General features: G+C 70.6%; 24 protein-coding genes and 3 tRNA genes. 13 read left to right on the top strand and 14 right to left on the bottom strand.

Going from position 1 to position 21116, the window contains the following annotated elements:
• Positions 1-9 precede the first annotated feature (9 nt).
• Genes QRN49_RS06130 through QRN49_RS06115 form a run of 4 tightly spaced genes read right to left on the bottom strand, consistent with a single transcriptional unit; the run spans position 10 to position 2127 of the window.
• Complete coding sequence (locus tag QRN49_RS06130) at positions 10-207, bottom strand: hypothetical protein (protein ID WP_071404495.1); 198 nt, start codon at positions 205-207, stop codon at positions 10-12.
• A gap of 10 nt (positions 208-217) precedes the next feature.
• Entirely contained in the window at positions 218-760 is a 543-nt protein-coding gene (locus QRN49_RS06125) for a dihydrofolate reductase family protein (protein ID WP_111022379.1), read from the bottom strand.
• A 33-nt stretch (positions 761-793) separates the two neighbouring features.
• Positions 794-1114 (bottom strand): hypothetical protein, encoded by a 321-nt coding sequence (locus QRN49_RS06120; protein ID WP_284754499.1) that lies wholly within the window; start codon positions 1112-1114, stop codon positions 794-796.
• Between the two features lie 17 nt (positions 1115-1131).
• Complete coding sequence (locus QRN49_RS06115; protein WP_111032426.1) at positions 1132-2127, bottom strand: SDR family oxidoreductase; 996 nt, start codon at positions 2125-2127, stop codon at positions 1132-1134.
• A 99-nt stretch (positions 2128-2226) separates the two neighbouring features.
• Between QRN49_RS06115 and QRN49_RS06110 the strand changes: the two genes are divergently transcribed.
• A complete protein-coding gene (locus tag QRN49_RS06110) occupies positions 2227-2889 on the top strand; it encodes a hypothetical protein (RefSeq protein ID WP_284754497.1) in 663 nt (220 codons plus the stop codon).
• On the opposite strand, the gene QRN49_RS06105 is transcribed toward QRN49_RS06110, so the two are convergent.
• The 4 genes from QRN49_RS06105 to QRN49_RS06090 are packed head-to-tail and all read right to left on the bottom strand — an operon-like array spanning position 2861 to position 5284.
• Entirely contained in the window at positions 2861-3622 is a 762-nt protein-coding gene (locus QRN49_RS06105) for a YqjF family protein (protein WP_259587042.1), read from the bottom strand. The genes QRN49_RS06110 and QRN49_RS06105 overlap by 29 nt on opposite strands.
• A complete protein-coding gene (locus tag QRN49_RS06100; RefSeq protein ID WP_284754495.1) occupies positions 3619-4452 on the bottom strand; it encodes a nitroreductase family protein in 834 nt (277 codons plus the stop codon). Before QRN49_RS06100 ends, QRN49_RS06105 begins: the two co-directional genes overlap by 4 nt.
• Positions 4453-4455: 3 nt before the next feature.
• Positions 4456-4836: a hypothetical protein gene (locus QRN49_RS06095; protein WP_284754493.1), complete on the bottom strand. Its 381-nt coding sequence runs from the start codon at positions 4834-4836 to the stop codon at positions 4456-4458.
• 10 nt (positions 4837-4846) lie between these two features.
• Complete coding sequence (locus QRN49_RS06090) at positions 4847-5284, bottom strand: Lrp/AsnC family transcriptional regulator (RefSeq protein ID WP_017887694.1); 438 nt, start codon at positions 5282-5284, stop codon at positions 4847-4849.
• Between the two features lie 303 nt (positions 5285-5587).
• Here QRN49_RS06090 and ddaH point away from each other — a divergent pair, with 303 nt between their 5' ends.
• Both ddaH and rocD read left to right on the top strand, forming a co-directional pair.
• Complete coding sequence (gene ddaH / locus QRN49_RS06085) at positions 5588-6496, top strand: dimethylargininase (RefSeq protein ID WP_071245287.1); 909 nt, start codon at positions 5588-5590, stop codon at positions 6494-6496.
• A complete protein-coding gene (gene rocD / locus QRN49_RS06080; protein ID WP_259475185.1) occupies positions 6496-7725 on the top strand; it encodes an ornithine--oxo-acid transaminase in 1230 nt (409 codons plus the stop codon). The genes ddaH and rocD overlap by 1 nt, the downstream gene beginning before the upstream one ends.
• 99 nt (positions 7726-7824) lie before the next feature.
• On the opposite strand, the gene QRN49_RS06075 is transcribed toward rocD, so the two are convergent.
• Together QRN49_RS06075 and QRN49_RS06070 are read right to left on the bottom strand one after the other, a co-directional pair.
• Positions 7825-8817: an NAD-dependent epimerase/dehydratase family protein gene (locus QRN49_RS06075; RefSeq protein WP_284754484.1), complete on the bottom strand. Its 993-nt coding sequence runs from the start codon at positions 8815-8817 to the stop codon at positions 7825-7827.
• A gap of 58 nt (positions 8818-8875) precedes the next feature.
• Positions 8876-9520, bottom strand: coding sequence for a hypothetical protein (locus QRN49_RS06070; RefSeq protein WP_284754482.1), 645 nt, complete (start codon positions 9518-9520; stop codon positions 8876-8878).
• 205 nt (positions 9521-9725) lie between these two features.
• Here QRN49_RS06070 and QRN49_RS06065 point away from each other — a divergent pair, with 205 nt between their 5' ends.
• Positions 9726-10736, top strand: a complete 1011-nt coding sequence (locus QRN49_RS06065; RefSeq protein ID WP_194623477.1) for an aldo/keto reductase family protein — start codon at positions 9726-9728, stop codon at positions 10734-10736.
• Positions 10737-10877: 141 nt separating this feature from the next.
• Here the strand turns inward: QRN49_RS06065 and QRN49_RS06060 are convergent.
• The 3 genes from QRN49_RS06060 to QRN49_RS06050 all read right to left on the bottom strand — a co-directional run bounded on the left by QRN49_RS06060 (position 10878) and on the right by QRN49_RS06050 (position 11161).
• Positions 10878-10950: transfer RNA gene (locus QRN49_RS06060), tRNA-Phe, on the bottom strand.
• 1 nt (position 10951) lies between these two features.
• Positions 10952-11028: transfer RNA gene (locus QRN49_RS06055), tRNA-Asp, on the bottom strand.
• A 60-nt stretch (positions 11029-11088) separates the two neighbouring features.
• Positions 11089-11161 (bottom strand) — tRNA-Glu (locus QRN49_RS06050).
• Between the two features lie 258 nt (positions 11162-11419).
• On the opposite strand from QRN49_RS06050, the gene QRN49_RS06045 reads away from it, so the two are divergent.
• The gene (locus QRN49_RS06045; RefSeq protein WP_284754479.1) at positions 11420-12697 is read left to right on the top strand and encodes a M23 family metallopeptidase; all 1278 of its coding nucleotides are present in this window, start codon (positions 11420-11422) and stop codon (positions 12695-12697) included.
• A gap of 34 nt (positions 12698-12731) precedes the next feature.
• Positions 12732-14180, top strand: coding sequence for a C40 family peptidase (locus QRN49_RS06040; protein ID WP_284754477.1), 1449 nt, complete (start codon positions 12732-12734; stop codon positions 14178-14180).
• Between the two features lie 247 nt (positions 14181-14427).
• Here the strand turns inward: QRN49_RS06040 and QRN49_RS06035 are convergent, their stop codons facing one another.
• A complete protein-coding gene (locus QRN49_RS06035; RefSeq protein WP_027467055.1) occupies positions 14428-14919 on the bottom strand; it encodes an inorganic diphosphatase in 492 nt (163 codons plus the stop codon).
• A 64-nt stretch (positions 14920-14983) separates the two neighbouring features.
• Between QRN49_RS06035 and tilS the strand changes: the two genes are divergently transcribed.
• From tilS to QRN49_RS06000, 7 genes are all read left to right on the top strand, one after another.
• Positions 14984-16003: a tRNA lysidine(34) synthetase TilS gene (gene tilS / locus QRN49_RS06030; protein WP_284754474.1), complete on the top strand. Its 1020-nt coding sequence runs from the start codon at positions 14984-14986 to the stop codon at positions 16001-16003.
• A 9-nt stretch (positions 16004-16012) separates the two neighbouring features.
• Entirely contained in the window at positions 16013-16564 is a 552-nt protein-coding gene (hpt, locus tag QRN49_RS06025) for a hypoxanthine phosphoribosyltransferase (protein ID WP_017887686.1), read from the top strand.
• A gap of 158 nt (positions 16565-16722) precedes the next feature.
• Positions 16723-18711: an ATP-dependent zinc metalloprotease FtsH gene (ftsH, locus tag QRN49_RS06020; RefSeq protein ID WP_027467057.1), complete on the top strand. Its 1989-nt coding sequence runs from the start codon at positions 16723-16725 to the stop codon at positions 18709-18711.
• 6 nt (positions 18712-18717) lie between these two features.
• Positions 18718-19686 carry a dihydropteroate synthase gene (gene folP / locus QRN49_RS06015; protein WP_259491098.1) on the top strand — a complete coding sequence of 323 codons (969 nt, stop codon included), beginning with the start codon at positions 18718-18720 and terminating at the stop codon, positions 19684-19686.
• A complete protein-coding gene (gene folB, locus QRN49_RS06010; protein WP_284754465.1) occupies positions 19683-20072 on the top strand; it encodes a dihydroneopterin aldolase in 390 nt (129 codons plus the stop codon). Before folP ends, folB begins: the two co-directional genes overlap by 4 nt.
• Positions 20069-20623: a 2-amino-4-hydroxy-6-hydroxymethyldihydropteridine diphosphokinase gene (folK, locus tag QRN49_RS06005; RefSeq protein WP_284754463.1), complete on the top strand. Its 555-nt coding sequence runs from the start codon at positions 20069-20071 to the stop codon at positions 20621-20623. Before folB ends, folK begins: the two co-directional genes overlap by 4 nt.
• On the top strand, positions 20620-21111 hold the full coding sequence (locus QRN49_RS06000) for a DUF3180 domain-containing protein (protein WP_071404509.1): 492 nt from the start codon (positions 20620-20622) through the stop codon (positions 21109-21111). The genes folK and QRN49_RS06000 overlap by 4 nt, the downstream gene beginning before the upstream one ends.
• Positions 21112-21116 lie beyond the last annotated feature (5 nt).

Below are 21116 nucleotides of genomic sequence, written 5' to 3'. Positions count from 1 at the left end.
CCCCGAGGATCAGTCCTCGGCGTCACCCGCTTCTTCGTCCTCGACACCGGTCTCGTCCATGCGGTCGCGCAGGTGGTCGGCCATCGCGCCGGCACCCTCACCGGCGTGGTCGTGGTCGACCTGCTCGATCAGGCCCTGCAGCTTCTCGTGGTTCGTGGCATCGGTGGCACCGTCCATGACGGGCTCGGTCTGCTCGTTGTCGCTCATGCTCCGGACGCTACGCCGCGGTTGCTGCAGAACGGTAGTGGAGCTCGACCGCCCCGCCGTCGAACTGCGTGGTGCCGACGAGCTCGAACACCGGGGTCGGTGCGGCCACCGGCAGCAGGGGCGCTCCGGCGCCGAGCGCGACCGGCATCACGGTGACCCGCAGCTCGTCGAGGATGCCCGCCTGCTGGTACTGCGCCGCGAGCAGTCCGCCGCCGACGACCCAGACGTCACGGCCGTCGGCCACGCGCTCGAGGTCGGCCTGGTGGTCGCCGACCTCGCCGGAGACGAAGCGCACGTCGGCACCGTCCGGCACCGGCAGGTCTCGCGTGGTGAACACCCACGTCGCCAGGTCCGGGTACGCCCACGTGTCGTCGTGCTCGAGCAGCCACTCGTACGTCGTCGACCCCATCGCGATCGCGCCGACGCCCGCGTAGAACCGGTCGTGGTGCTCCTGGAACGGTTCGAAGCCGAACTGCAGCAGCCAGTCGAGGTCGTCGTCGGGCGCGGCGACGAAGCCGTCCAGCGACGACGCGACGGAGTAGATCGTGCTCATGCCGGGGACGCTACCGAGCACCTCCGACAGGAGTCAGCGACGACCCCCGCGACCGACGACCGCTGCCTCGGCGACCGCGAGCACCACGGCGATCCAGAACTGGTCGACCGCGAACCGGCGTCGACGTGGATCGACGGCGAGCGGCACCATCGTCGCGCCGTGCAGGGCATCCACGACGGCACTCAGGGTGTGCGCGTTGCCGGAACCCACCCGCGCGACGAGGACGGCCTGTGCGAGCTGCCGGACCCCGAGCACACCGTGCAGCACCGCCTGGTCGGACCCTCGGGCCGCACGGCTCAGGTGCCACAGGCCGAGCCCGGCCCGGGTCAGATCGACTACGGCTGTCCCGCTCACGGTCGACGACCGGCGGCTCATCGTCGGCGTCCCGCGACGAGTGCAGCGGCCCCGGCGGCACCGAGCACGGCACCGATGATGCCGTTGCCGACCCGGCGGTGCTCCACCCACCAGGTCTGCGGCGACCAGGCGTGTGCGGACTCGTCGAAGACCCCGTGCGCACCGTGGTCGCCCGGCACCGGCTCGTACAGGTTGTCCCGCATCTCGAGGCCGTCCTTGTCCGGTGCCTGCTGCCCGTCGACCAGGGTCTTGGCGGCGTACCAGTCGGCGAAGCGTCCGCTGATCCGGTTGCCGAGGATCGTGTAGACCGTGGACTCGCCCACCCAGGTGCGGCTGCGCGGTCGTTCGGCGACGGCGGCGATGGCCCGGGCACCGACCTCGGGCTGGTAGATCGGGGCGACCGGCTGCGGGTGGTGCGGCAGCTTCGACTTCACCCACTGGAACTGGATCGTGTTGAGCGCCGGCATGTCCACGCGGGACACCTTGACCTTGCTGCCCTGTTCGCGCAGCTCGGAGACGACGGACTCGGTGAACCCGACGATCGCGTGCTTCGCACCGCAGTACGCGGCCTGCAGGGGGATCCCGCGGAACCCGAGCGCCGAACCGACCTGGATCACGTGTCCACGACCGCGGGGGACCATCCGCGACAGCGCCGACCGGGTGCCGTTCACGAAGCCGAGGTAGGTCACGTGCAGCGCCCGCTCGAAGTCCTCCGGGGCGGTGTCGAGGAACTTGCCGAACACCCCGACCATCACGCCGTTCACCCACAGGTCGATCGGTCCGAGCTCCTGCTCGACCCGGTCAGCCGCGGCTTCGACGGCGTCGCGGTCGGAGACGTCGGCGACCAGGGCCAGCCCGCGGCGCCCGGCAGCCTCGACCTCGGCGACGGCGGCGTCGACGCCCTCCTGCCCGCGGGCCAGGACGGCCACGTCCCACCCCCGTGCAGCGAGCTCCCGGACGGTCGCCCGTCCCAGTCCTGCGGATCCACCGGTCACCACTGCCACTCGAGTCATGGCTCCCTTGTACCTGCGGCCGGCCGTGCACCACTCAGCCGCTGTCCCCCGAAGTCGCCGTCCCGAACGACGCACGCACCGATCGGACATCATGGCCAGGTGGAGACCCGAGACCCCGACACCGACGGCCCCGCCGAGGAGGCGCCGCCCGGTTGGGTGCTCAACACACCGACCCGGCCGCTCGAGGTCTGGACGTACCCGGTGCTCGAGGTGCTCCTCGCCGCCGCACACGTCGCCCTCGGCATCGCGTTCGGGGGCGTGTTCGCGCTCGTCGTCGGCGTCGCCGCTGCGGTCGTGTTCGTGATCGGTTCGATCGCGCTGTTCGTCACGGGCTGGCGCGCGTACGACCAGCAGACTCGCAGCGCGTCGTGGCGCTGCCACGTCACCCGTGTGGTGGTGGCGGTGACCAGCGCGGCCGTCGTCGCGGTGGCGAGCCTGATGGTCGGGACCCCGCTGGGATTGGTGTTCGGCGCGATGGCTGGTGTCCCCATGGCTTTCCGGTTCGCGCGCACCGTCCCACGCGTCGACCACCTCGTCGTCGCATGGGGTTCCGTGTGCGTGGCGGTGACCTGCACCACCCTCGCCGTGATCGGGTTCACCGTCGCTGACCTCCCCGAGTACCGGACCACCGCCTGGGTGTCGGGGTCTTTCTTCGCACTGTTCTCCGCCGTGGTGGCCGTCCACCAGTTCCGGTCTGCTGCCCGAGCACCGCTGGCCGGGCCGGAGTCCCGCCTCAGCGCCCCCGACCGAACCGCGTCGTGACCCCCGGCGAGTAGAGCACCGAGTCCGGCTCGAGCTCCGTCAGCCCGAAGGGCAGTCCGGCCGCTCCGACCAGGTCGTCCCGCAGCGACACCACGGAGGCCCGGTGCAACGGCCACGACTCGTGCTCGTTCGGCCAGAACCGCGTCCGTCCGGCCCGGTGCACGTGCATGCCCCACCGCGCCGTCAGGAACGTCTCGAGGGGCCCCGGCTCGTCGAGTGCCGCACCGATCCGGACGTCGAGCATCGACCGCAGGTGGGTGCCGTGCCGACGCATCGCGTACCCCACGCGGCCGTCACCGCTGCGCGACTCCGCGACCGCCCACCGGTACGGCAGCCCGGTCGCGACGCGTGCGCCGATGGTCGGCAGGAGCTTGCCGGCGTCGAGCGACAGGAACACCACCCCGCGCTGCCCCTGCTCGTCGACCGTGTAGACGCGGACGTTCAGCTCGACGAAGTCGCCGATGCTCCCGGTCGAGAACGGCGGGAACCGCGTGTCCTCGAACCGGAACGCGATGAGGCCCACCCAGGTGGTCACCCCGTCGTCGGTGCCGTCGAGCGCCATCGTGTCGGGCCGCGTTCCGGCCGGCAGCAGCGGGGCCACCGCCGACACGTCGACGCGCCAGTGCACGAAGACGACGTCGAGCCAGTCCTGCGAGATCCAGGGGCGGCCCGGCAGGCCGGGGGCGACGGCCGGGAGGCCCGGGGTCACGTGGGTGGGTCGGGTGTCGGTCACGATGTGGTCGCCTCCGGTTCGATGTGGGCTGCGACGGGTGCGTCGTCCCACCCGCGCTGCGGGGTGTCGCAGGTGCCGCGGAACACGTACTGCGAGGGTCGCTTCCGCTCGCTCGAGGTCCAATCGATGGCCGGACGTCGTCGTTCCGGTGGCAGGTACCCGATCCGGTAGACGGCCATCAGCTCGAGCGACTCGGGCACGCGGAGCAGTCCCTCGACCTCCTCCCACGCGCCGGGGGTCTCCATCGGGAAGGACACGAACTGGATCCCCAGGCCGAGCTCGGTCGTCGCGAGCCAGATGTTCTCCATCGCCGCGCCCATGCTGAACACCGAGTAGAAGCCGGACAGCTCCTCCTTCCGGTACTCGTGGCGGTCGAGCATCACGCCGAGCAGCAGCGGCGACCCGGCGACGAGCTTCCGGTTCTCCTCACCCAGGGTCTGCGGCACCCGGAGCGTGTTCATGAGCAGCTGCCCGCGCTTCGTGAACACCTGCTTCGTGAACGGCCGCAGCGGCCCGGGGAGCTTGTCGAACAGCATCCCGTCGCGCCGCTCGTCCATCTCGGCCTTCGAGAACCGGAAGTACGGCTTGTACCGCTCGAAGAACGTGCCCTCGGCCATGGTGCGGGTCATCGAGCTGCCGCTGATCTCGGCGACGCGGTCGATCGTCTGGCGTTCCTCGATCAGCACGAAGCGCCACGGCTGACTGTTGAGCTGCGACGGCGCCCGGCCGGCGAGCTCCATGAGCAGTCGCTGGTGCTCGTCCGACACCGGATCGGGCAGGAACGGCCCGTTCGTCGTGCGTCGTCGTCGGATGGCCTCGAACAGCTCCACTGCTCACCTCTCTGATCGCCTGCGGGCGAGCACGGCCCCCAGGTAGGACGGTGCGGCGGCGACCGCGACCTTCCAGTGTGCTCCGGAGCGCGGGTCGGTGCGTGGAGCGACCGCCAGGGGCACGAGTGCCGGCAGCAGGAACAGTGCGGTCCGGTCGCGCGTCCACGCGGGGGTCGTCGCGGCGACGCCGGTCAGGGTCGCGGTCACGACGAACAGCCCGTGGTGCACGACGCGGAGCTTCTTCGTGCGGATCAGCCGCACGGCGACCGCGGTGCCCCACAGGCAGTTCGCGACGTAGGCGAGGCCCGCAGCGGTGACCAGCTGCTGGGCCGGACGCGATCCCGTGGGCGGTGATCCGCGCCTCCCGGCCGTCTTCCGTCCCATGCGTGGGACGTTACGCGGTCTCTCGACTGACGAGCTTGGAGAGCACGATCGCGGAGCGGGTGTGGTCGACCTGGGGTGCGAGGCGAACCTTGTCGAGCGCCTCCTCGAGCGCGGACAGGTCCTTCGAGCGCATGTGCACCACGGCGTCGGCGCTGCCGGTGACCGTGCCGGCGTCGATGACCTCGGGGACGGTGTCGAGCAGGGCACGCAGCTCGTCGGGCGAGACGGTGCCGCGGCAGTAGAGCTCGACCCAGGCCTCGGTCCCGCGGTCCTCGACGGCGGGGTCGACCTTGATCGTGAAGCCCTGGATGACGCCGTCACCGACCAGCCGGTCGACACGGCGCTTGACGGCCGAGGCCGAGAGTCCGACCACCGACCCGATGTCGCCGTAGCCGGCGCGGGCGTTGTCCCGGAGCTGATCCAGGATGCGGTGGTCGAGCGTATCCATTTGTCCCCATCGTACGCGGACTTGTTGCGAGGCTGGTGGGTCTCGCGCACGAAACGTGCGTCACCCGAACGGGTGTCACGGTCCCGCAGGCGGGGGACTGCACTCGGTGGACGGTCTGTGCCAGGACCGACTCGGCGTCGATGCTTGAGTGTCACTGTTCCGCTGCGGTGAGTCTGTGGAAGGATCGACTCGGCGTCGACCTGGTCCGCTGCGGTGAGTGAGCCTGCATCTCACCGGAGCTCTTCTCCTCGTTCCGTTTCGGTTCCTGGCAGGCTCGGGCCCCGGTCCCTTCCAGGAGGACTGATGTCGAACACCGCACCCGCCCCCGAGTCCGTCGCCACCCCGGCCCGTGTCGCCACCAAGCGCACGATCCTGATGTGCAAGCCGGACTTCTACACCGTGAGCTACCGGATCAACCCGTGGATGCACCCGGAGGAGCCGACCGACACGTCGAAGGCCGTCGAGCAGTGGGAGTCGCTCGTCGCCGTCTACGAGCAGCTCGGCTTCGACATCTCGTACATCGACCCCATCGACGGCCTGCCGGACATGGTCTACGCGGCCAACGGCGGGTTCGTCCTCGACGGCATCGCGTACGGCGCGAAGTTCCAGTACCCCGAGCGCCAGCCCGAGGGCCCCGCGTACATGGACTGGTTCCGCCAGGCCGGTCTGACCGTCGCCGAGCCGGAGCAGACCAACGAGGGCGAGGGCGACTTCCTGCTCATCGGGGACACCATCTTCGCCGGCACCGGCTTCCGGTCGGACAGCACCTCGCACGACGAGCTCGCGAAGATCTACGGCCGCGAGGTCGTCACGCTCAAGCTCATCAACCCGAGCTTCTACCACCTCGACACCGCCATCGCCGTGCTCGACCCCGAGCCCGCCGTCGACGGGACGAGCAACATCGCCTACCTGGAGAGCGCCTTCGACGAGCCGTCGCTGGCGATCCTGCGCGAGCGCTTCCCGGACGCGATCATCGCCACCGAAGAGGACGCCGCGATCCTCGGTCTGAACTCGTACTCCGACGGGTACAACGTCGTGATCGCCGCCCGGGCTGTTCGGTTCGCCGAGCAGCTGCGCGAGAAGGGCTACAACCCGATCGGCGTCGACCTGTCCGAGCTGCTGCTCGGCGGTGGCGGCGTGAAGTGCTGCACCCTCGACCTGCACCCGGTCGGCACCGGCACCTCGGTCGCGCGTTCGCTCGGGGTCAGCTGATGTCGGCGGCAGCGTCGCTCGGGATCAACACCGCGGCGGCGCTCGCCGTCGAGGACCGCGCCCTCGCGCACAACTACAGCCCGCTGCCCGTCGTCATCGCGTCGGGTGCCGGAGCGACCGTCACCGACGTCGACGGCAAGCAGTACCTGGACGGCCTCGCCGCGTACTCGGCGGTGAACTTCGGCCACGGCAACCCGCGGCTGCTCGACGCCGCACGGGCGCAGCTCGACCGCGTGACGCTCACGAGCCGCGCGTTCGTGAACGACCAGCTCGGGCCGTTCGCGGCAGCACTGGCAGCGTTGACGGAGACCGAGATGGTCCTGCCGATGAACACCGGTGCGGAGGCCGTCGAGTCCGCGATCAAGGTGTCCCGCGCCTGGGGCTACCGGGTCAAGGGCGTGCCGGCCGAGCGGGCGACGATCATCGTCGCGTCCGGGAACTTCCACGGCCGCACCACGACGATCATCTCGTTCTCGGACGACCCCTCGGCCCACGATGACTTCGGGCCGTTCACGCCCGGCTTCCGCACGGTGCCGTACGGCGACGCTGCGGCTCTGCGCGAGGCGATGGACGAGACCGTCGTCGCCGTGCTGCTCGAGCCGATCCAGGGCGAGGGCGGCGTGGTCATCCCGCCGGAGTCGTACCTCCCTGAAGTCCGGGCGGTCTGCGACGAGTTCGGTGCGCTGTTCATCGCCGACGAGATCCAGTCCGGCCTCGGTCGTACGGGGCACACGCTCGCGGTGCAGCGCGTCGGGGTGCGTCCCGACCTGATCACGCTCGGCAAGGCCCTCGGTGGCGGCATCGTGCCGGTGTCCGCGGTGGTGGGCTCGCGCGATGTCCTGGGCGTCCTGCGTCCCGGCGAACACGGGTCGACCTTCGGGGGCAACCCGCTCGCCGCAGCCGTCGGTGCCGAGGTCGTGGCGATGCTCGGGGAGGGCACGTTCCAGCAGCGGGCCCTCGACGGCGAACCGCTGTTGCGCGGGCTGCTCGACGACCTGCTCGGCAAGGGTGTCGTCTCGCACCGGGTCGCCGGACTCTGGGCCGGGATCGACATCGACCCCGCGCTCGGCACCGGCAAGGCGATCTCGAAGGACCTCGCCGACCGCGGGCTCCTGGTGAAGGACACCCACGGGTCAACGATCCGCTTCGCGCCGCCCCTGGTCGTCACCGACGACGAGCTGCGCTTCGCGATCGGAACCCTGGCCGACGTGCTGGCCGCGCGCGCCTGACGCGCTCGCGCGCCCGCGCCGCGGGCCGCGCGCGCTTCGTGAGCAGAAATGGTCGGGTCGCCACACGGCACCCGACCATTTCTGCTCACCAAGCGCGGCTCACACGGCCCAGCGCGCCGCCAGCTCGTCCATCAGGGCATCGAGCCGCTCGTCGACGACCTGCTCCTCGGGGTGCGCCTCGTACCAGGCGATGACCTCGCGGACACCCTGCCGGTAGGTCGTGCGCGGCCGGTACCACGGCACGAGCGACCGGACCTTGCTGTTGTCGAAGACCGAGCTGTTCGCCTTGTCGCCGAGCAGCGCCGCGCCCCACTCGGGGTCCACCGCGTTGATCGCTTCCGCCGGCACGTGCACGATCCGCAGGTCCTCGACCCCGGCCGCCGCCGCGATCTCGTGCGCGATGGCGTTCCACGTCGGGGCTTCGTCGCTCGTGATCGTGAAGGGCTCACCGATCGCCTCGGCCCGGTCGAGCAGCCCCGTGAACCCGACCGCGAAGTCGCGGCTGTGCGTCAGGGTCCACAGCGAGGTGCCGTCGCCGGTGATGATGACCGGCTTGCCGGCACGCATCCGAGCGACCGCGGTCCAGCCGCCGGTCAGCGGCAGCTTCGTCTCGTCGTAGGTGTGCGACGGCCGCACGATCGTCACCGGGAAGTCCTGCTCCCGGTACGCCTCCATCAGCAGCTCCTCGCACGCGATCTTGTCGCGCGAGTACTGCCAGTACGGGTTCTTCAGCGGCGTCGACTCCGTGATCGGCAGGTGCGTCGCCGGCGTCTGGTACGCCGAGGCCGAGCTGATGAACACGTACTGCCGCGTCCGCCCGGCGAAGAAGTCGACGTCGGCCTGCACCTGGTCCGGCGTGAAGGCGATCCAGTTCACGACCACGTCGAAGCGCTGGTCGCCGAGTGCGTCCGCCAGTGCGCTGCGGTCCGACACGTCGGCCTGGAGGCGCGTCACACCCTCCGGGATCGGCCTGCCCCTGGTGGTCCCCCGGTTGAGCACGGTCACGTCGAACCCCTGCTCGACGGCTTCCCGGACGCAGGCGGCGCTGATGACGCCGCTCCCGCCGATGAACAACACGCTCGCTCCGGTCATGGATGCTCCCTCGCTTCCGGCGGCACCGCTCCGTGCCGCAACCCTTTCGATCCTGCACCTACCCGTCGGGGCGGGCACGGAGCACGGCTTCGATCGAAGTGGTGCCCTCAGCCCAGGACGCCGCGTGTGGACTGATCCAGCCGAGCAGTTCGAGTGCGAAGTCGTGGTCCCGCTGCAGGTTCCGCGCGTGGATGGGTTCGTGGTGCGCGGCGCGGTTCCGCACGAAGTGCAGCTGCTGGAGCCGTCGCGCCACCTCGCTCCGTCGGATGCGCAGGTTGTCCGGCCCGTGCGGAAAGGCTCGATGCAGGCCAGGCACCCAGAGCGAGGTGTGGTACCGCGATTCGACGAGGTACCGCCCGAACCCGAAGCTGAGCTCCGCGATGACCCGTCCGTGTACTTCGGGACGTCGACCTTCTCGACCCGCCCGTGCCCGTGCCTTCGCGAGGTCGGCGCGCCCGCGGCTGTCGAGTGGTGCGATGTCGAACCAGGGCGGCCCGGTGCGGCTCGATGCCCACGCGCAGAGTTCACGGTCGAGCGCATTGCGAGCGAACACCTCGACGACGCCGGTGAGCTCCATGACTGCCGCCGCGGCTCGCATGTTCCACTCGTAGAGCCGCAGTGCTTCAGTCGACGACCCCGTCCGCCCTGCGTACGAACGGAGCCGATCGGCTGTGATGAGCCGTTCGAGCTCGTCTTCCTGCATCCCGCCTCGCCTGCTAACGTTGTTCACGAAGACCCCGGAACGATCCCTGGCTCAGGCCACATCGCCGGGGTTTCGTCTTTTTCGATCGTCTCTGAAACATCAGCGTACAGGCGTGCACTCGCAGGCCGAGTGCTCCTTGGGGCGACGGGACTACCGTCACGGTTCGGGTCGCACCGACGCGCCCCACGACAGGAGTGACACGCACATGGAGTACCGCTACCTCGGCAACTCGGGCCTCAAGGTCTCCGAGATCACCTACGGCAACTGGCTCACCCACGCATCCCAGGTCGAGAACGACGCGGCGATCGCCTGCGTCAAGGCCGCCCTCGAGGTCGGCATCTCGACGTTCGACACCGCCGACGTCTACGCCAACACCGGCGCGGAGACGGTCCTCGGCGAAGCGCTCAAGGGGGAGCGGCGCCAGTCCCTCGAGATCGCCACGAAGGTGTTCGGCCCGACCGGTCCGAAGGGCCACAACGACACCGGGCTGTCCCGCAAGCACATCCTCGAGTCGATCGACGGCTCGCTGCAGCGGCTGCAGACGGACTACGTCGACCTGTACCAGGCGCACCGCTACGACCACGAGACCCCGCTCGAAGAGACGATGCAGGCCTTCGCCGACATCGTGCGCCAGGGCAAGGTCCTGTACGTCGGCGTCAGCGAGTGGACCGCGGACCAGCTGCGTGCGGGTGCTGCGCTCGCGAAGGACCTCGGCTTCCAGCTCATCTCGAACCAGCCGCAGTACTCGGCGCTGTGGCGGGTCATCGAGGACGAGGTCGTCCCCACCTCGAAGGAACTCGGCATCTCGCAGATCGTCTGGTCCCCGATCGCCCAGGGCGTGCTCACCGGCAAGTACAAGCCGGGTCAGCCGTTGCCCGAGGGCTCCCGCGCGACCGACGACAAGGGCGGCGCGGACATGATCAAGCGGTTCATGCGCGACGAGGTGCTGTCCTCGGTGCAGGAGCTGCAGCCGGTCGCCGACGAGCTCGACCTGTCGATGGCGCAGCTCGCGGTCGCCTGGGTCCTGCAGAACGAGAACGTCGCCTCGGCGATCATCGGGGCGTCGCGTCCGGAGCAGGTGCACGACAACGCGGGCGCTGCCGGCGTCACGATCCCGGCGGAGCTCCTGTCGCGGATCGACGATGCCCTGGGCGCCGTGGTCGAGCGCGACCCCGCGAAGACGAACGACAGCAGCCCGAAGACCCGCGAGGCGTAGGCAGTCCGCAAAACACCGGTGTTCACTCGTTGAACACGCGCGTGCCACGGTTCGACGCGCGAACACCGGTGTTTTGCGGCCGACGTCACACCGCCCAGACAACGGAAAAGGCCCCCTGCCGAAGCAGGGGGCCTTCACCGGTGGCTGGACACGGCATCGATCCGTGGACCTTTCGATTTTCAGTCGAACGCTCTACCAACTGAGCTATCCAGCCGTGGCGACCCTGACGGGACTTGAACCCGCGACCTCCGCCGTGACAGGGCGGCACGCTAACCAGCTGCGCTACAGGGCCATGTTGTGTTGTGTCTTGCTGTGGTGTTGTTCAGTACTACTTGCTCGCTCACTCAAGGAGTGACCCCAACGGGATTCGAACCCGTGCTGCCGCCGTGAAAGGGCGGTGTCCTAGGCCACTAAACGATAGGGCCGCAAGCAGTGCATCGCGCTACCGATGGACAAGCATACGGATGCCCCCCGGGTTTCACAAATCCGACCCCGCCAACCGTGCATCCCCGGCGTGTCGCGGTGTCAGCGCACGGGTCTCCGATGCTGTCGGTGCGAGCATCGTCGGCGGCCGCACCCCTCGTCCGAGGGGCTGTCGAGCCTGCGACCCGTGTTGTTACTGTTGCACCTGTTAACAGTGTTACGTGCGTGAGCCTTGCCGCGCTGTTACGAAATCGAGATACATGTCGACCTCCATTCCCTTCTCCCTCCGCTCCCGCAGCCGCCTGATCGCCGCCGCGGTCGCCGTCGCGCTCATCGCCGGCACGCTCGCGGTCCTCGCCCCGGCGTCGTCCGCCAGTGCCGCGAGCTACCCCAGCTGGGACGAGGTGCAGCAGGCGAAGTCGTCGACCAGTGCCCAGCAGGCCAAGGTCAGCGAGATCAAGTCGCTCATCTCGTCGCTGAAGAGCGAGGCCGCTGCCAAGCAGAAGGCCGCGCAGGCCGCGGGCGAGGCGTACCAGGCCGCGCAGAACAAGTACGACGAGGCGACGCTCAAGCAGAAGAAGTTCCAGTCGCAGGCCGATGAGGCCAAGCAGACCGCCGCACGGTCCGAGGAGCAGGCCGGTCAGCTCGCCGCTCAGCTCGGTCGCACCAGCGGTGACGACGTGACGACGGACATCCTCACGCACCCGTCCGACTCCGGCGACCTGCTCTACGAGCTCGGCGCGATGTCGAAGCTCAGCGAGCAGTCCGAGGGCATCTACGCGCAGGCTTCGCAGGACCGCGGTGTGGCCCAGGGCCTCGCCGACAAGGCCGACCGCGCCAAGCAGGCCCTCGGGGACCTGGCCGACGCCGCACAGTCGAAGATGCAGCAGGCCCAGGGTGCCGCCGACGCCGCACAGACCGCGGTGGACGCCCAGAACGACAACGAGTCCCGGCTCGAGGCACAGCTGACCGCGCTCACCTCGAAGCAGCGCGGCGTCGAGGCCGACTACCGCAAGGGCGTCGCCGCCGAGAAGGCCCGCCAGGCCCGCCTCGCAGCCGCCGCCGCGAAGGCAGCAGCCAAGGCCGCGGCGACCAGCCAGGGCGGCACCGGTGGCGGCAGCGCCAACCCGGCCGGGTGGGTCCGACCCGCCGGCGGGTTCCAGACCAGCCCCTACGGCTACCGTGTCGACCCCTACACGCACGTCAGCGCCCTGCACGCCGGCGTCGACCTGGCCCCGGCCTGCTACGCCCCGATCTACGCGGCGCACGACGGCACCGTCACCTTCGCCGGCAACGGTGGCGGGTACGGCAACGAGGTCATCCTCGACAACGGCGGCGGCATCTCCACCGCGTACGGCCACGTCGTCGACGGCGGGATCATGGTCACCGCCGGCCAGCACGTCACCGCGGGACAGCAGATCGCCAAGATCGGCTCGACCGGCTGGTCGACCGGGTGCCACCTCCACTTCGAGACCCGGATCAACGGCGCTGCCGTCGACCCGGTCCCCTTCATGGCAGCGCGGGGGATCTCGGTATGAGCATCAGCGCCACCAGAAGGCGTCGACCCACGTCATGACCACCTCCGCTCGCTCGTTCTCCTGCGGGATCGCGACCATCGCCGTGCTCGGCATCGGCCTGTCGGTCGTCATCGCCGGACCGGCCCAGGCCGCACCCTCGGGTCCGTCCTGGGACGACGTCAAGGCCGCCAAGTCCGATGCGGCCGACGCCCAGCAGACGGTCGACGAGTTGAGCGACCGGCTCGGCACGCTGCAGGACGCCGCCGACCAGGCCGGTGTCGCCGAGCAGCAGGCCGGGCAGGCGTACGCCCTCGCGGCGTCGCAGCAGCAGGAGGCGAAGGACACCCTCGCCGACCTGTCCGCGCAGTCGAAGCGCGCGAAGGCCCGGGCGGACGACTCGGCCGGCCAGGTCGCCGGGCTCGTGGTCGAGCTGTCCCGCACGGGCGGCGGTGACCTGTCGACGACCATGCTCATGGACTCGTCGGACTCGAAGGACCTGCTCTACCGCGTCGGCACGATGTCGCACCTGTCCGAGCGCTCCGCGACCGTCCTGGCCGAAGCACGCGCCGACCAGAAGACCGTCGAGTCCCTCGCCGCGCAGCAGTCCGCGGCAGAGAAGGCCCTGCGCAAGGCGACCGAGGCGACGAAGACCACCTTCGCGACGGCCAACGACGTGGCCGCAGGTGCCCAGGCCCGGGTGCAGAAGGAACAGGACCAGCAGGCCGAGGTCCTGCGCCAGCTCGCGTACCTGAAGGGCACGAGCGTCGCGACGGAGACCGCGTACTGGAGTGCGCAGCAGGCGAAGGCCGCCGCGGCGGCCATCGCGAAGCAGACGCGCGACGCCGGCACCGGGAACGCCACCGGCGGCGGCACGAGCGGCGGCAACACCGGCAATACGGGCAACACGGGCAACACGGGCGGCACCGGCAGCACCGGCGGCGGGACCTCCACCCCGGCCGTCCCGAGCACGCCGTCCAAGCCCAGCACGCCGTCGAACCCCGGCACCCCCGCGAAGCCGAGCACCCCGAGCAAGCCGGCACCCGCGCCTGCTCCGGCCCCCGCCCCCGCACCGGCGCCCGCCCCGGCCCCCGCTCCTGCCCCGAGCAGCCCCTCGAAGGCCGCCGGCGCGATCTCCTACGCCCGTGGGCAGCTCGGCAAGGCGTACGTCCTCGGCGGCGCCGGCCCGAACACCTGGGACTGCTCCGGCCTCGTGATGATGGCCTACAACTCGCAGGGCATCGCGACCGGCGGACACAACGTGGTCTGGCAGTACAACTACTTCAAGTCGATCGGCCGCCTCGTCCCGCTGTCCCAGCGCCAGCCCGGCGACATCCTGTTCTACTCGTCGAACGGCACGGCCTCGGGGGCGTACCACGACTCGATCGTGACGAGCTACGGCACCATGGTCGAGGCCGCGCGCCCCGGCGTCGGCGTCGTCGAGCGCGCCATCTGGCTGCCGAACCAGCTCATGCCGTACGTCGCCCGCCCGAGCGGTTCCCTGTAGCCCGCTCCCGGAGCGCCCGTTCTTTCCCAGAGCGGCTGCGGTAGCAAGCGAGATCGGGCGTACCTGCACGGATCAACCCACCAGGTACGCCCGTTCCCACCCGGTACGCCCGTTTCCACCAGGCGCGCCCGCGCACGCCCCGCACACACAGGCCCGCGCACGCCACACCCCGCAGCCACCACGCACGACACAGAACGGCGCCCGCCCTCCGGATGGAGAGCGGGCGTCGTTCGTCGTCAGGGGATCGTCAGTGCGAGCCGGGCACGTACGCGGCCTGACCGGCCTGCACGATGCGCTCGGCCTCAGCGGCGTCGCCCCAGCCCTCGGCCTTGACCCACTTGTTCGGCTCGAGGTCCTTGTAGCGCTCGAAGAAGTGCGCGATCTCGGCCTTCGTCTGCTCCGGCACGTCCGAGATGTCCTGGATGTGCGCCCAGCGCGGGTCCTTGGCGGGGACGACGAGGACCTTCTCGTCGTTGCCGGCCTCGTCGCTCATCTTGAAGACGCCGACGGGGCGGACCTTGACGCCGACGCCGGGGAACGTCGGGAACTCGAGCAGCAGCAGCGCGTCCACGGGGTCACCGTCGTCGGCCAGGGTCTTCTCGAAGAACCCGTAGTCGGTGGGGTAGACGAACGAGGTGAACAGCACGCGGTCGAGGTAGACGCGACCGGTCTCGTGGTCCACCTCGTACTTGTTGCGGCTGCCCTTGGGGATCTCGACGACGACGTCGTACGCGGCCATGTTGCGCTCCTGTGTCTGCTTCGGGGACTGTCGTGTGTTGCGAAAGCGCGGCTAACGTTACCGGGTGAACTCTCCGCGTCCCCGGCTCGACCCCGCCGTCGCCGCGACCCGCCTGGCGGTCCGCGACCTGCTCGCCGCAGCCGTCGACGACGGCGTGGTCGCCGCAGGCGACCTGGTCCTCGTCGCACTGAGCGGCGGACCGGACTCCCTCGCCCTGGCGGCGGCCACCGCGTTCGAAGCGGGCAAGCAGGGTCTGCGGGCCGGGGCGGTGGTCGTCGACCACGCGCTCCAGGCGGGCTCCGAGGCGGTCGCGAGCCGCGCCTCCCGGCACGCATCCGAGCTGGGACTCGACCCGGTGACGGTCCGCAGGGTCACGGTCGGCTCCGACGGTGGCCCGGAAGGCGCCGCCCGGGAGGCCCGCCACGCGTCGATCGCCGAGGTCGCCGCCGCCACCGGGTCACCCCTGGTGCTGCTGGGCCACACCCTGGACGACCAGGCCGAGACCGTGCTGCTCGGCCTGCTGCGCGGCAGCGGGCCGGACAGCCTGTCCGGCATGCAGCCGCTCGCTCGGCGCGACGGCGGTCCGGCCTACGGCCGGCCGCTCCTGTCGGTCCGGCGCCACGCGACCCGGCAGGCGTGTGCCGCAGCGGGGCTCGCGCCGTGGCACGACCCGCAGAACGACGACCCCGCGTACGCACGGGTGCGGGTGCGGAACACCCTGCTGCCGGTGCTCGAACGGGAGCTCGGTGCCGGGGTGCCCGAGGCCCTGGCCCGCACGGCCGACCAGCTGCGCGAGGACTCCGCTGCGCTGGACCACTTCGCCGAGGAGATCGCGGAGGACATCGCCGAGCACTCCGAGGCGGGCATCTCGCTGTCGGTGCGGGCGCTCGGGGCGAACCCGCCGGCGCTCCGGCAGCGACTCGTGCGCCTGGCGGTGGAGAGCGAGTTCGGGGTGACGCTGTCGCGCGTCCAGACGCTCGAGGTCTGCCGGCTGGTCACGGACTGGAGCGGACAGGGCCCGATCGACCTGCCGGGCGTCCGTGCCACGCGGACCGGCGACCGCATCGAGTTCAGCGCCGGTTAGGCTGGCGTGGTGGAACTCTCCGACGTCCAGGCAGACCTGTCCGAAGTGCTCTTCACCCCCGAGCAGATCGACGAGAAGCTCGCCGAGCTCGCGGCGGTCGTCGACGCCGACTACGCGGGCCGCGACCCGCTGCTCGTCGGGGTGCTCAAGGGTGCCGTCATGGTGATGGCGGACTTCTCGCGCCACCTCAAGATGCAGGCGCGGATGGACTGGATGGCGGTGTCGTCGTACGGCTCCGGCACGAAGTCGTCCGGCGTGGTGCGGATCCTCAAGGACCTCGACACCGACCTGCACGGCCGCGACGTCCTGATCGTCGAGGACATCATCGACTCGGGTCTGACCCTGTCGTGGCTCAAGCAGAACCTGCAGTCCCGTGGTGCCGCGAGCGTCGAGATCGTCGCCCTGCTGCGCAAGCCCGAGGCCGCCAAGGTCGAGGTCGACGTGAAGTACGTGGGCTTCGACATCCCCGACGCCTTCGTGGTCGGCTACGGCCTGGACTACGACGAGCGCTACCGCAACCTGCGCGGCGTCGGCGTCCTCGCTCCGCACGTCTACTCCTGACGGGCGGCCCGCCGCGCTCGGGTCGCACTCGGCCGACTCTGGCCCGGGGGTGAGTTCGCCCGCAGAGGACACCCATTCTCGCCACAGAATCGCGGCCGTATGCTGACCTGCACGCAACTTCGGCAGAGAAAGGTGTCGGGCACTCGCGCCCGGATCACATGAACTTCAAGCGCATCTTCCGCGGCCCGTACCTCTACGTGCTGATCGCGCTGGCGGGCATCTTCATCGGCTGGAGCGTCATCAGCCAGGGCAGCACCCAAGAGATCGACACCCAGAAGGGTCTCGAGCAGCTCTCCGATGACAAGGTCTCGTCCGCGACCATCAACTCCACCGAGCAGCGGGTCGACCTCGTCCTGAAGGACGGCGACAAGCAGGAGCAGTTCTACTACTCCACGCCCCGCGGCGAAGAGGTGGTGCAGGCCGTCAACGACGCCAACCTGCCCGACGGCTACAACGACCGCGTCGCCCAGGGCAACTGGTTCTTGTCGCTGCTCGGCATCCTGCTGCCGTTCCTGATCATCGGTGCCCTGTTCTGGTTCCTGCTCTCGAGCGCCCAGGGCGGCGGCTCGAAGGTCATGCAGTTCGGCAAGTCGAAGGCCAAGATCAACAACAAGGAGAACCCGCAGGTGTCGTTCGCCGACGTCGCGGGTGCCGACGAGGCGATCGAAGAACTCCACGAGATCAAGGAGTTCCTCAAGGAGCCCGCGAAGTTCCAGGCCGTCGGGGCGAAGATCCCGAAGGGCGTGCTGCTCTACGGCCCTCCCGGAACCGGCAAGACCCTGCTCGCCCGCGCCGTCGCGGGTGAGGCCGGCGTGCCGTTCTACTCGATCTCCGGTTCGGACTTCGTCGAGATGTTCGTCGGTGTCGGTGCGAGCCGTGTCCGTGACCTCTTCGAGCAGGCCAAGGCGAACTCGCCGGCCATCGTCTTCATCGACGAGATCGACGCCGTCGGTCGTCACCGTGGTGCCGGCATCGGCGGTGGCAACGACGAGCGCGAGCAGACGCTGAACCAGCTCCTGGTCGAGATGGACGGCTTCGACGGCAAGACGAACGTCATCCTCATCGCCGCGACGAACCGTCCCGACGTGCTCGACCCCGCGCTCCTGCGCCCGGGCCGTTTCGACCGCCAGATCGGCGTCGACGCCCCGGGTCTCGCCGGCCGCAAGCAGATCCTCGAGGTGCACGCGAAGGGCAAGCCGCTCGCCGCGAGCGTCGACCTCGAGCTGCTCGCCCGCAAGACGCCGGGCTTCACCGGTGCCGACCTGGCGAACGTCCTGAACGAGGCGGCCCTGCTGACCGCCCGCTCGAACGCGCAGCTCATCGACAACCGTGCCCTCGACGAGGCCGTCGACCGCGTGATGGCCGGTCCGCAGCGCCGGACCCGGATCATGTCCGATCAGGAACGCCTGATCACCGCGTACCACGAGGGCGGCCACGCCCTGGCGGCAGCGGCGATGCGGCACACCGACCCGGTCACGAAGATCACGATCCTGCCCCGCGGCCGTGCCCTCGGCTACACGATGGTGCTCCCGCTCGAGGACAAGTACTCGGTCACCCGCAACGAGCTCCTCGACCAGCTCACCTACGCCATGGGTGGTCGCGTCGCCGAGGAGATCGTCTTCCACGACCCGACCACGGGCGCCTCGAACGACATCGAGAAGGCCACCGGCACGGCCCGCAAGATGGTGACCGAGTACGGCATGAGCCAGGCCGTCGGGTCCGTCAAGCTCGGGTCCGGTTCGAGCGAGCCGTTCGTCGGCCGTGACATGAGCGGTGGCACCGGTCGCGACTACTCGGAGACCATCGCCCAGACGGTCGACGCCGAGACCCGCGCCCTGCTCGAGGCCGCGCACGACGAGGCCTACCAGGTGCTCAACGACAACCGCGACATCCTCGACCGCCTGGCCGGCGAGCTCCTCGAGAAGGAGACGCTCGACGCCCCGGAGCTCGTGGAGATCTTCAAGGACGTCCGCAAGCTGCCGGAGCGCCCGCAGTGGCTCTCCAGCGACAAGCGCCCGGTCAGCAACCTGCCCGCGATCGACGTGCCCGGCAAGGCCGCCTCGACCGCAGCGGACCCGTCGGACTCCGAGTCGACCTCGAAGACCCGTCGTCGCCCGTTCGGCAACCCGGGTATCGCCCCCGCGTAGGCCGGCATGACCGAGCTGCCGACGCGACGAGAGCGTCGACTCGCCGAGGTGAGTCGTGCCCGCGCCGCCGCCGCCGAACCGGCGACGGTCGCGATCGACCTCCGTGCACCCCAGCCGGTGCCGGAGGTCGTGACCGGCCGTCGCCGTGACCGCGGTGGTCCGGCCGAAGAACGCACCCGGGTGCTCGGCATCCTCAACGTCACCCCCGACTCGTTCAGCGACGGCGGGCTGCACCAGGCCTACGACGCCGCCGTGCAGCACGCACGGGACCTCGTCGCGGCCGGCGCGGACGTCATCGACGTCGGTGGCGAGTCCACCCGCCCCGGTTCCGACCGTGTGCCCGTGCCGGTCGAGCAGGAACGGGTGCTGCCCGTCGTGCAGCAGCTCGTCGCCGAGGGCATCCCGGTCAGCGTCGACACGATGAACGCCGCAACGGCCGAGCGCGCCGTGGAGCTCGGTGCCGCCATCGTCAACGACGTCTCCGGCGGACTCGCCGACCCGGACATGGCCCGGGTCGTGGCGTCGACGGGCGTCGGCTTCGTCGTCATGCACTGGCGCGGCCACAGCGATCGGATGTACCGCAACGCCGAGTACACCCACGCGGTCGAGGAGGTCCGGCGCGAGGTCGAGCTCCGGGTCGCCGAACTCATCGTGCTCGGCGTCCGGCAGGAGCAGGTCGTCATCGACCCGGGCCTCGGCTTCGCCAAGCACGGCGTGCAGAACTGGGAGATCCTGGCCGGCTACGAGCGCTTCGCCTCGATCGGCCTGCCGGTGCTCGTCGCCGCCTCACGCAAGCGGTTCCTCGACGGTGTCGGGAGCCCCGAGGGCGCCCCGCCCAGGGAGCGCGACCTCGCCACCGCCGCCATCAGCCTGCTCGCCGCCGAACGCGGCGCGTGGGGTGTGCGCGTGCACGACCCGGCACCGACCCGTGCCGTGCTCGACGTCTGGGACGCCTGGAGGGCAGCTCGATCGTGAACGACACCATCCGACTCACCGGGGTCCGCGCCCGCGGACACCACGGCGTCTTCGACCACGAGCGCGAGGACGGCCAGGACTTCGTCGTCGACGTCGCCGTGGAGCTCGACGCCCGCGCCGCCTCGGGCAGCGACGACCTCGACGCCACCGTGCACTACGGCGTCCTCGCCGAGCAGGTCGTCGCCGAGATCGAACGCGACCCGGTCGACCTGATCGAGACGCTGGCCGAGCGCATCGCCGCGGCCGTGCTCACCCACCGTGCCGCACTCGCGACCGAGGTCACGGTGCACAAGCCGCAGGCCCCGATCACCGTGCCGTTCACCGACGTCTCGATCAGCATCCGGCGCACCCGCGGCGCCACGGTGCCGGACGAGGAAGAAGAATGACCCACCGGGTCGTCGTCGCCCTCGGAGCGAACCTCGGCGACCGAGGGAGCACGCTCCGCGCCGCCGCCGCCGCGATCGCCGCCTTGCCCGGGGTCGAGCCGGTGGCCTCGAGCCGCGAGGTCGAGTCCGTCGCCGTGACCCTCGACGGCCTCGACACGTCGAAGCCCCGCTACCGGAACGCCGTCGTGGTCGTCGACACGGACCTCGAGCCGCAGGCCTTCCTCGACGCCCTGCACGGCATCGAGGACGCCCACGGCCGCACGCGCGAGGTCCGGTGGGGCGACCGCACCCTCGACCTCGACGTCGTCGCGGTGGACGACCTGCGGATCGCCACGGACACCCTGGTCGTGCCGCACCCCCGGGCCGCTGAGCGCGCGTTCGTGCTCGCCCCGTGGCTCGACGCCGACCCCGAGGCCGTCCTGCCCGGTGCCGGACCGGTGGCCGACCTGCTCACCGCCGTGGGGGACGACACCGAGCGCGTCGACGAGCCGCGCCTGTTCGCGGAGCCGGCACGGGCCTCCCGGCCTGCGGGGAGCGCGACCAGCGCATGAAGCCCACCCGCGCCTCCACGCTGATCAGCATCGCCGTCGTGACGGTGGTCGCCGGCTTCGCACTCGACGCTGTCCTGGCGTCGCGCCAGCTGCCGACGTTCCTGTTCTCGATCCCGCTCGGCGTCACGCTCGCGTTCATCGGCGTCGCCGTCGTGCTCATGGCGCGCCCGGTGCGCCGGCACGCGCGCGACGGTGCCGGACGCCAGCGGCCGGTCGACCCGCTCTACGCGACGCGGGTCGTCGTGCTCGCGAAGGCGTCCAGCATCTGCGGCACGCTGCTCGGCGGGTTCGCCCTCGGCCTCGTGCTGTACCTGCTGACCCGTTCCGCGACGCCTTCGCTAGGCTCGACCCTGCCGAACGTGATCGCCGTCGGGGGCGGGATCGTCCTGACGGTCTGCGCACTCGTGGCGGAGCGCATGTGCATCGCACCCCCGGGTGACGACGACGACCGTGACGATCCCCGCAACGGTTCGACGACGGTGAACTGACCGAG

The sequence above is a fragment of the Curtobacterium sp. ME-Dv--P-122a genome (genome assembly GCF_030209645.1).
In the GTDB taxonomy this organism is placed as follows: Bacteria; Actinomycetota; Actinomycetes; order Actinomycetales; family Microbacteriaceae; genus Curtobacterium; species Curtobacterium flaccumfaciens.
Note: the sequence above shows the minus strand (reverse complement) of the source record. Positions and strands in the feature narration are given on the sequence as shown.

What these genes read in the sequence shown, in the direction of transcription:
- QRN49_RS06130 (WP_071404495.1), bottom strand. Translation starts at nt 207, where the DNA reads ATGAGCGACAACGAGCAGACCGAGCCCGTCATGGACGGTGCCACCGAT.
- QRN49_RS06125 (WP_111022379.1), bottom strand. Translation starts at nt 760, where the DNA reads ATGAGCACGATCTACTCCGTCGCGTCGTCGCTGGACGGCTTCGTCGCC.
- QRN49_RS06115 (WP_111032426.1), bottom strand. Translation starts at nt 2,127, where the DNA reads ATGACTCGAGTGGCAGTGGTGACCGGTGGATCCGCAGGACTGGGACGG.
- QRN49_RS06095 (WP_284754493.1), bottom strand. Translation starts at nt 4,836, where the DNA reads ATGGGACGGAAGACGGCCGGGAGGCGCGGATCACCGCCCACGGGATCG.
- QRN49_RS06090 (WP_017887694.1), bottom strand. Translation starts at nt 5,284, where the DNA reads ATGGATACGCTCGACCACCGCATCCTGGATCAGCTCCGGGACAACGCC.
- ddaH (WP_071245287.1), top strand. Translation starts at nt 5,588, where the DNA reads ATGTCGAACACCGCACCCGCCCCCGAGTCCGTCGCCACCCCGGCCCGT.
- rocD (WP_259475185.1), top strand. Translation starts at nt 6,496, where the DNA reads ATGTCGGCGGCAGCGTCGCTCGGGATCAACACCGCGGCGGCGCTCGCC.
- QRN49_RS06075 (WP_284754484.1), bottom strand. Translation starts at nt 8,817, where the DNA reads ATGACCGGAGCGAGCGTGTTGTTCATCGGCGGGAGCGGCGTCATCAGC.
- QRN49_RS06070 (WP_284754482.1), bottom strand. Translation starts at nt 9,520, where the DNA reads ATGCAGGAAGACGAGCTCGAACGGCTCATCACAGCCGATCGGCTCCGT.
- QRN49_RS06065 (WP_194623477.1), top strand. Translation starts at nt 9,726, where the DNA reads ATGGAGTACCGCTACCTCGGCAACTCGGGCCTCAAGGTCTCCGAGATC.
- QRN49_RS06045 (WP_284754479.1), top strand. Translation starts at nt 11,420, where the DNA reads ATGTCGACCTCCATTCCCTTCTCCCTCCGCTCCCGCAGCCGCCTGATC.
- QRN49_RS06040 (WP_284754477.1), top strand. Translation starts at nt 12,732, where the DNA reads ATGACCACCTCCGCTCGCTCGTTCTCCTGCGGGATCGCGACCATCGCC.
- QRN49_RS06035 (WP_027467055.1), bottom strand. Translation starts at nt 14,919, where the DNA reads ATGGCCGCGTACGACGTCGTCGTCGAGATCCCCAAGGGCAGCCGCAAC.
- ftsH (WP_027467057.1), top strand. Translation starts at nt 16,723, where the DNA reads ATGAACTTCAAGCGCATCTTCCGCGGCCCGTACCTCTACGTGCTGATC.
- folP (WP_259491098.1), top strand. Translation starts at nt 18,718, where the DNA reads ATGACCGAGCTGCCGACGCGACGAGAGCGTCGACTCGCCGAGGTGAGT.
- folK (WP_284754463.1), top strand. Translation starts at nt 20,069, where the DNA reads ATGACCCACCGGGTCGTCGTCGCCCTCGGAGCGAACCTCGGCGACCGA.
- QRN49_RS06000 (WP_071404509.1), top strand. Translation starts at nt 20,620, where the DNA reads ATGAAGCCCACCCGCGCCTCCACGCTGATCAGCATCGCCGTCGTGACG.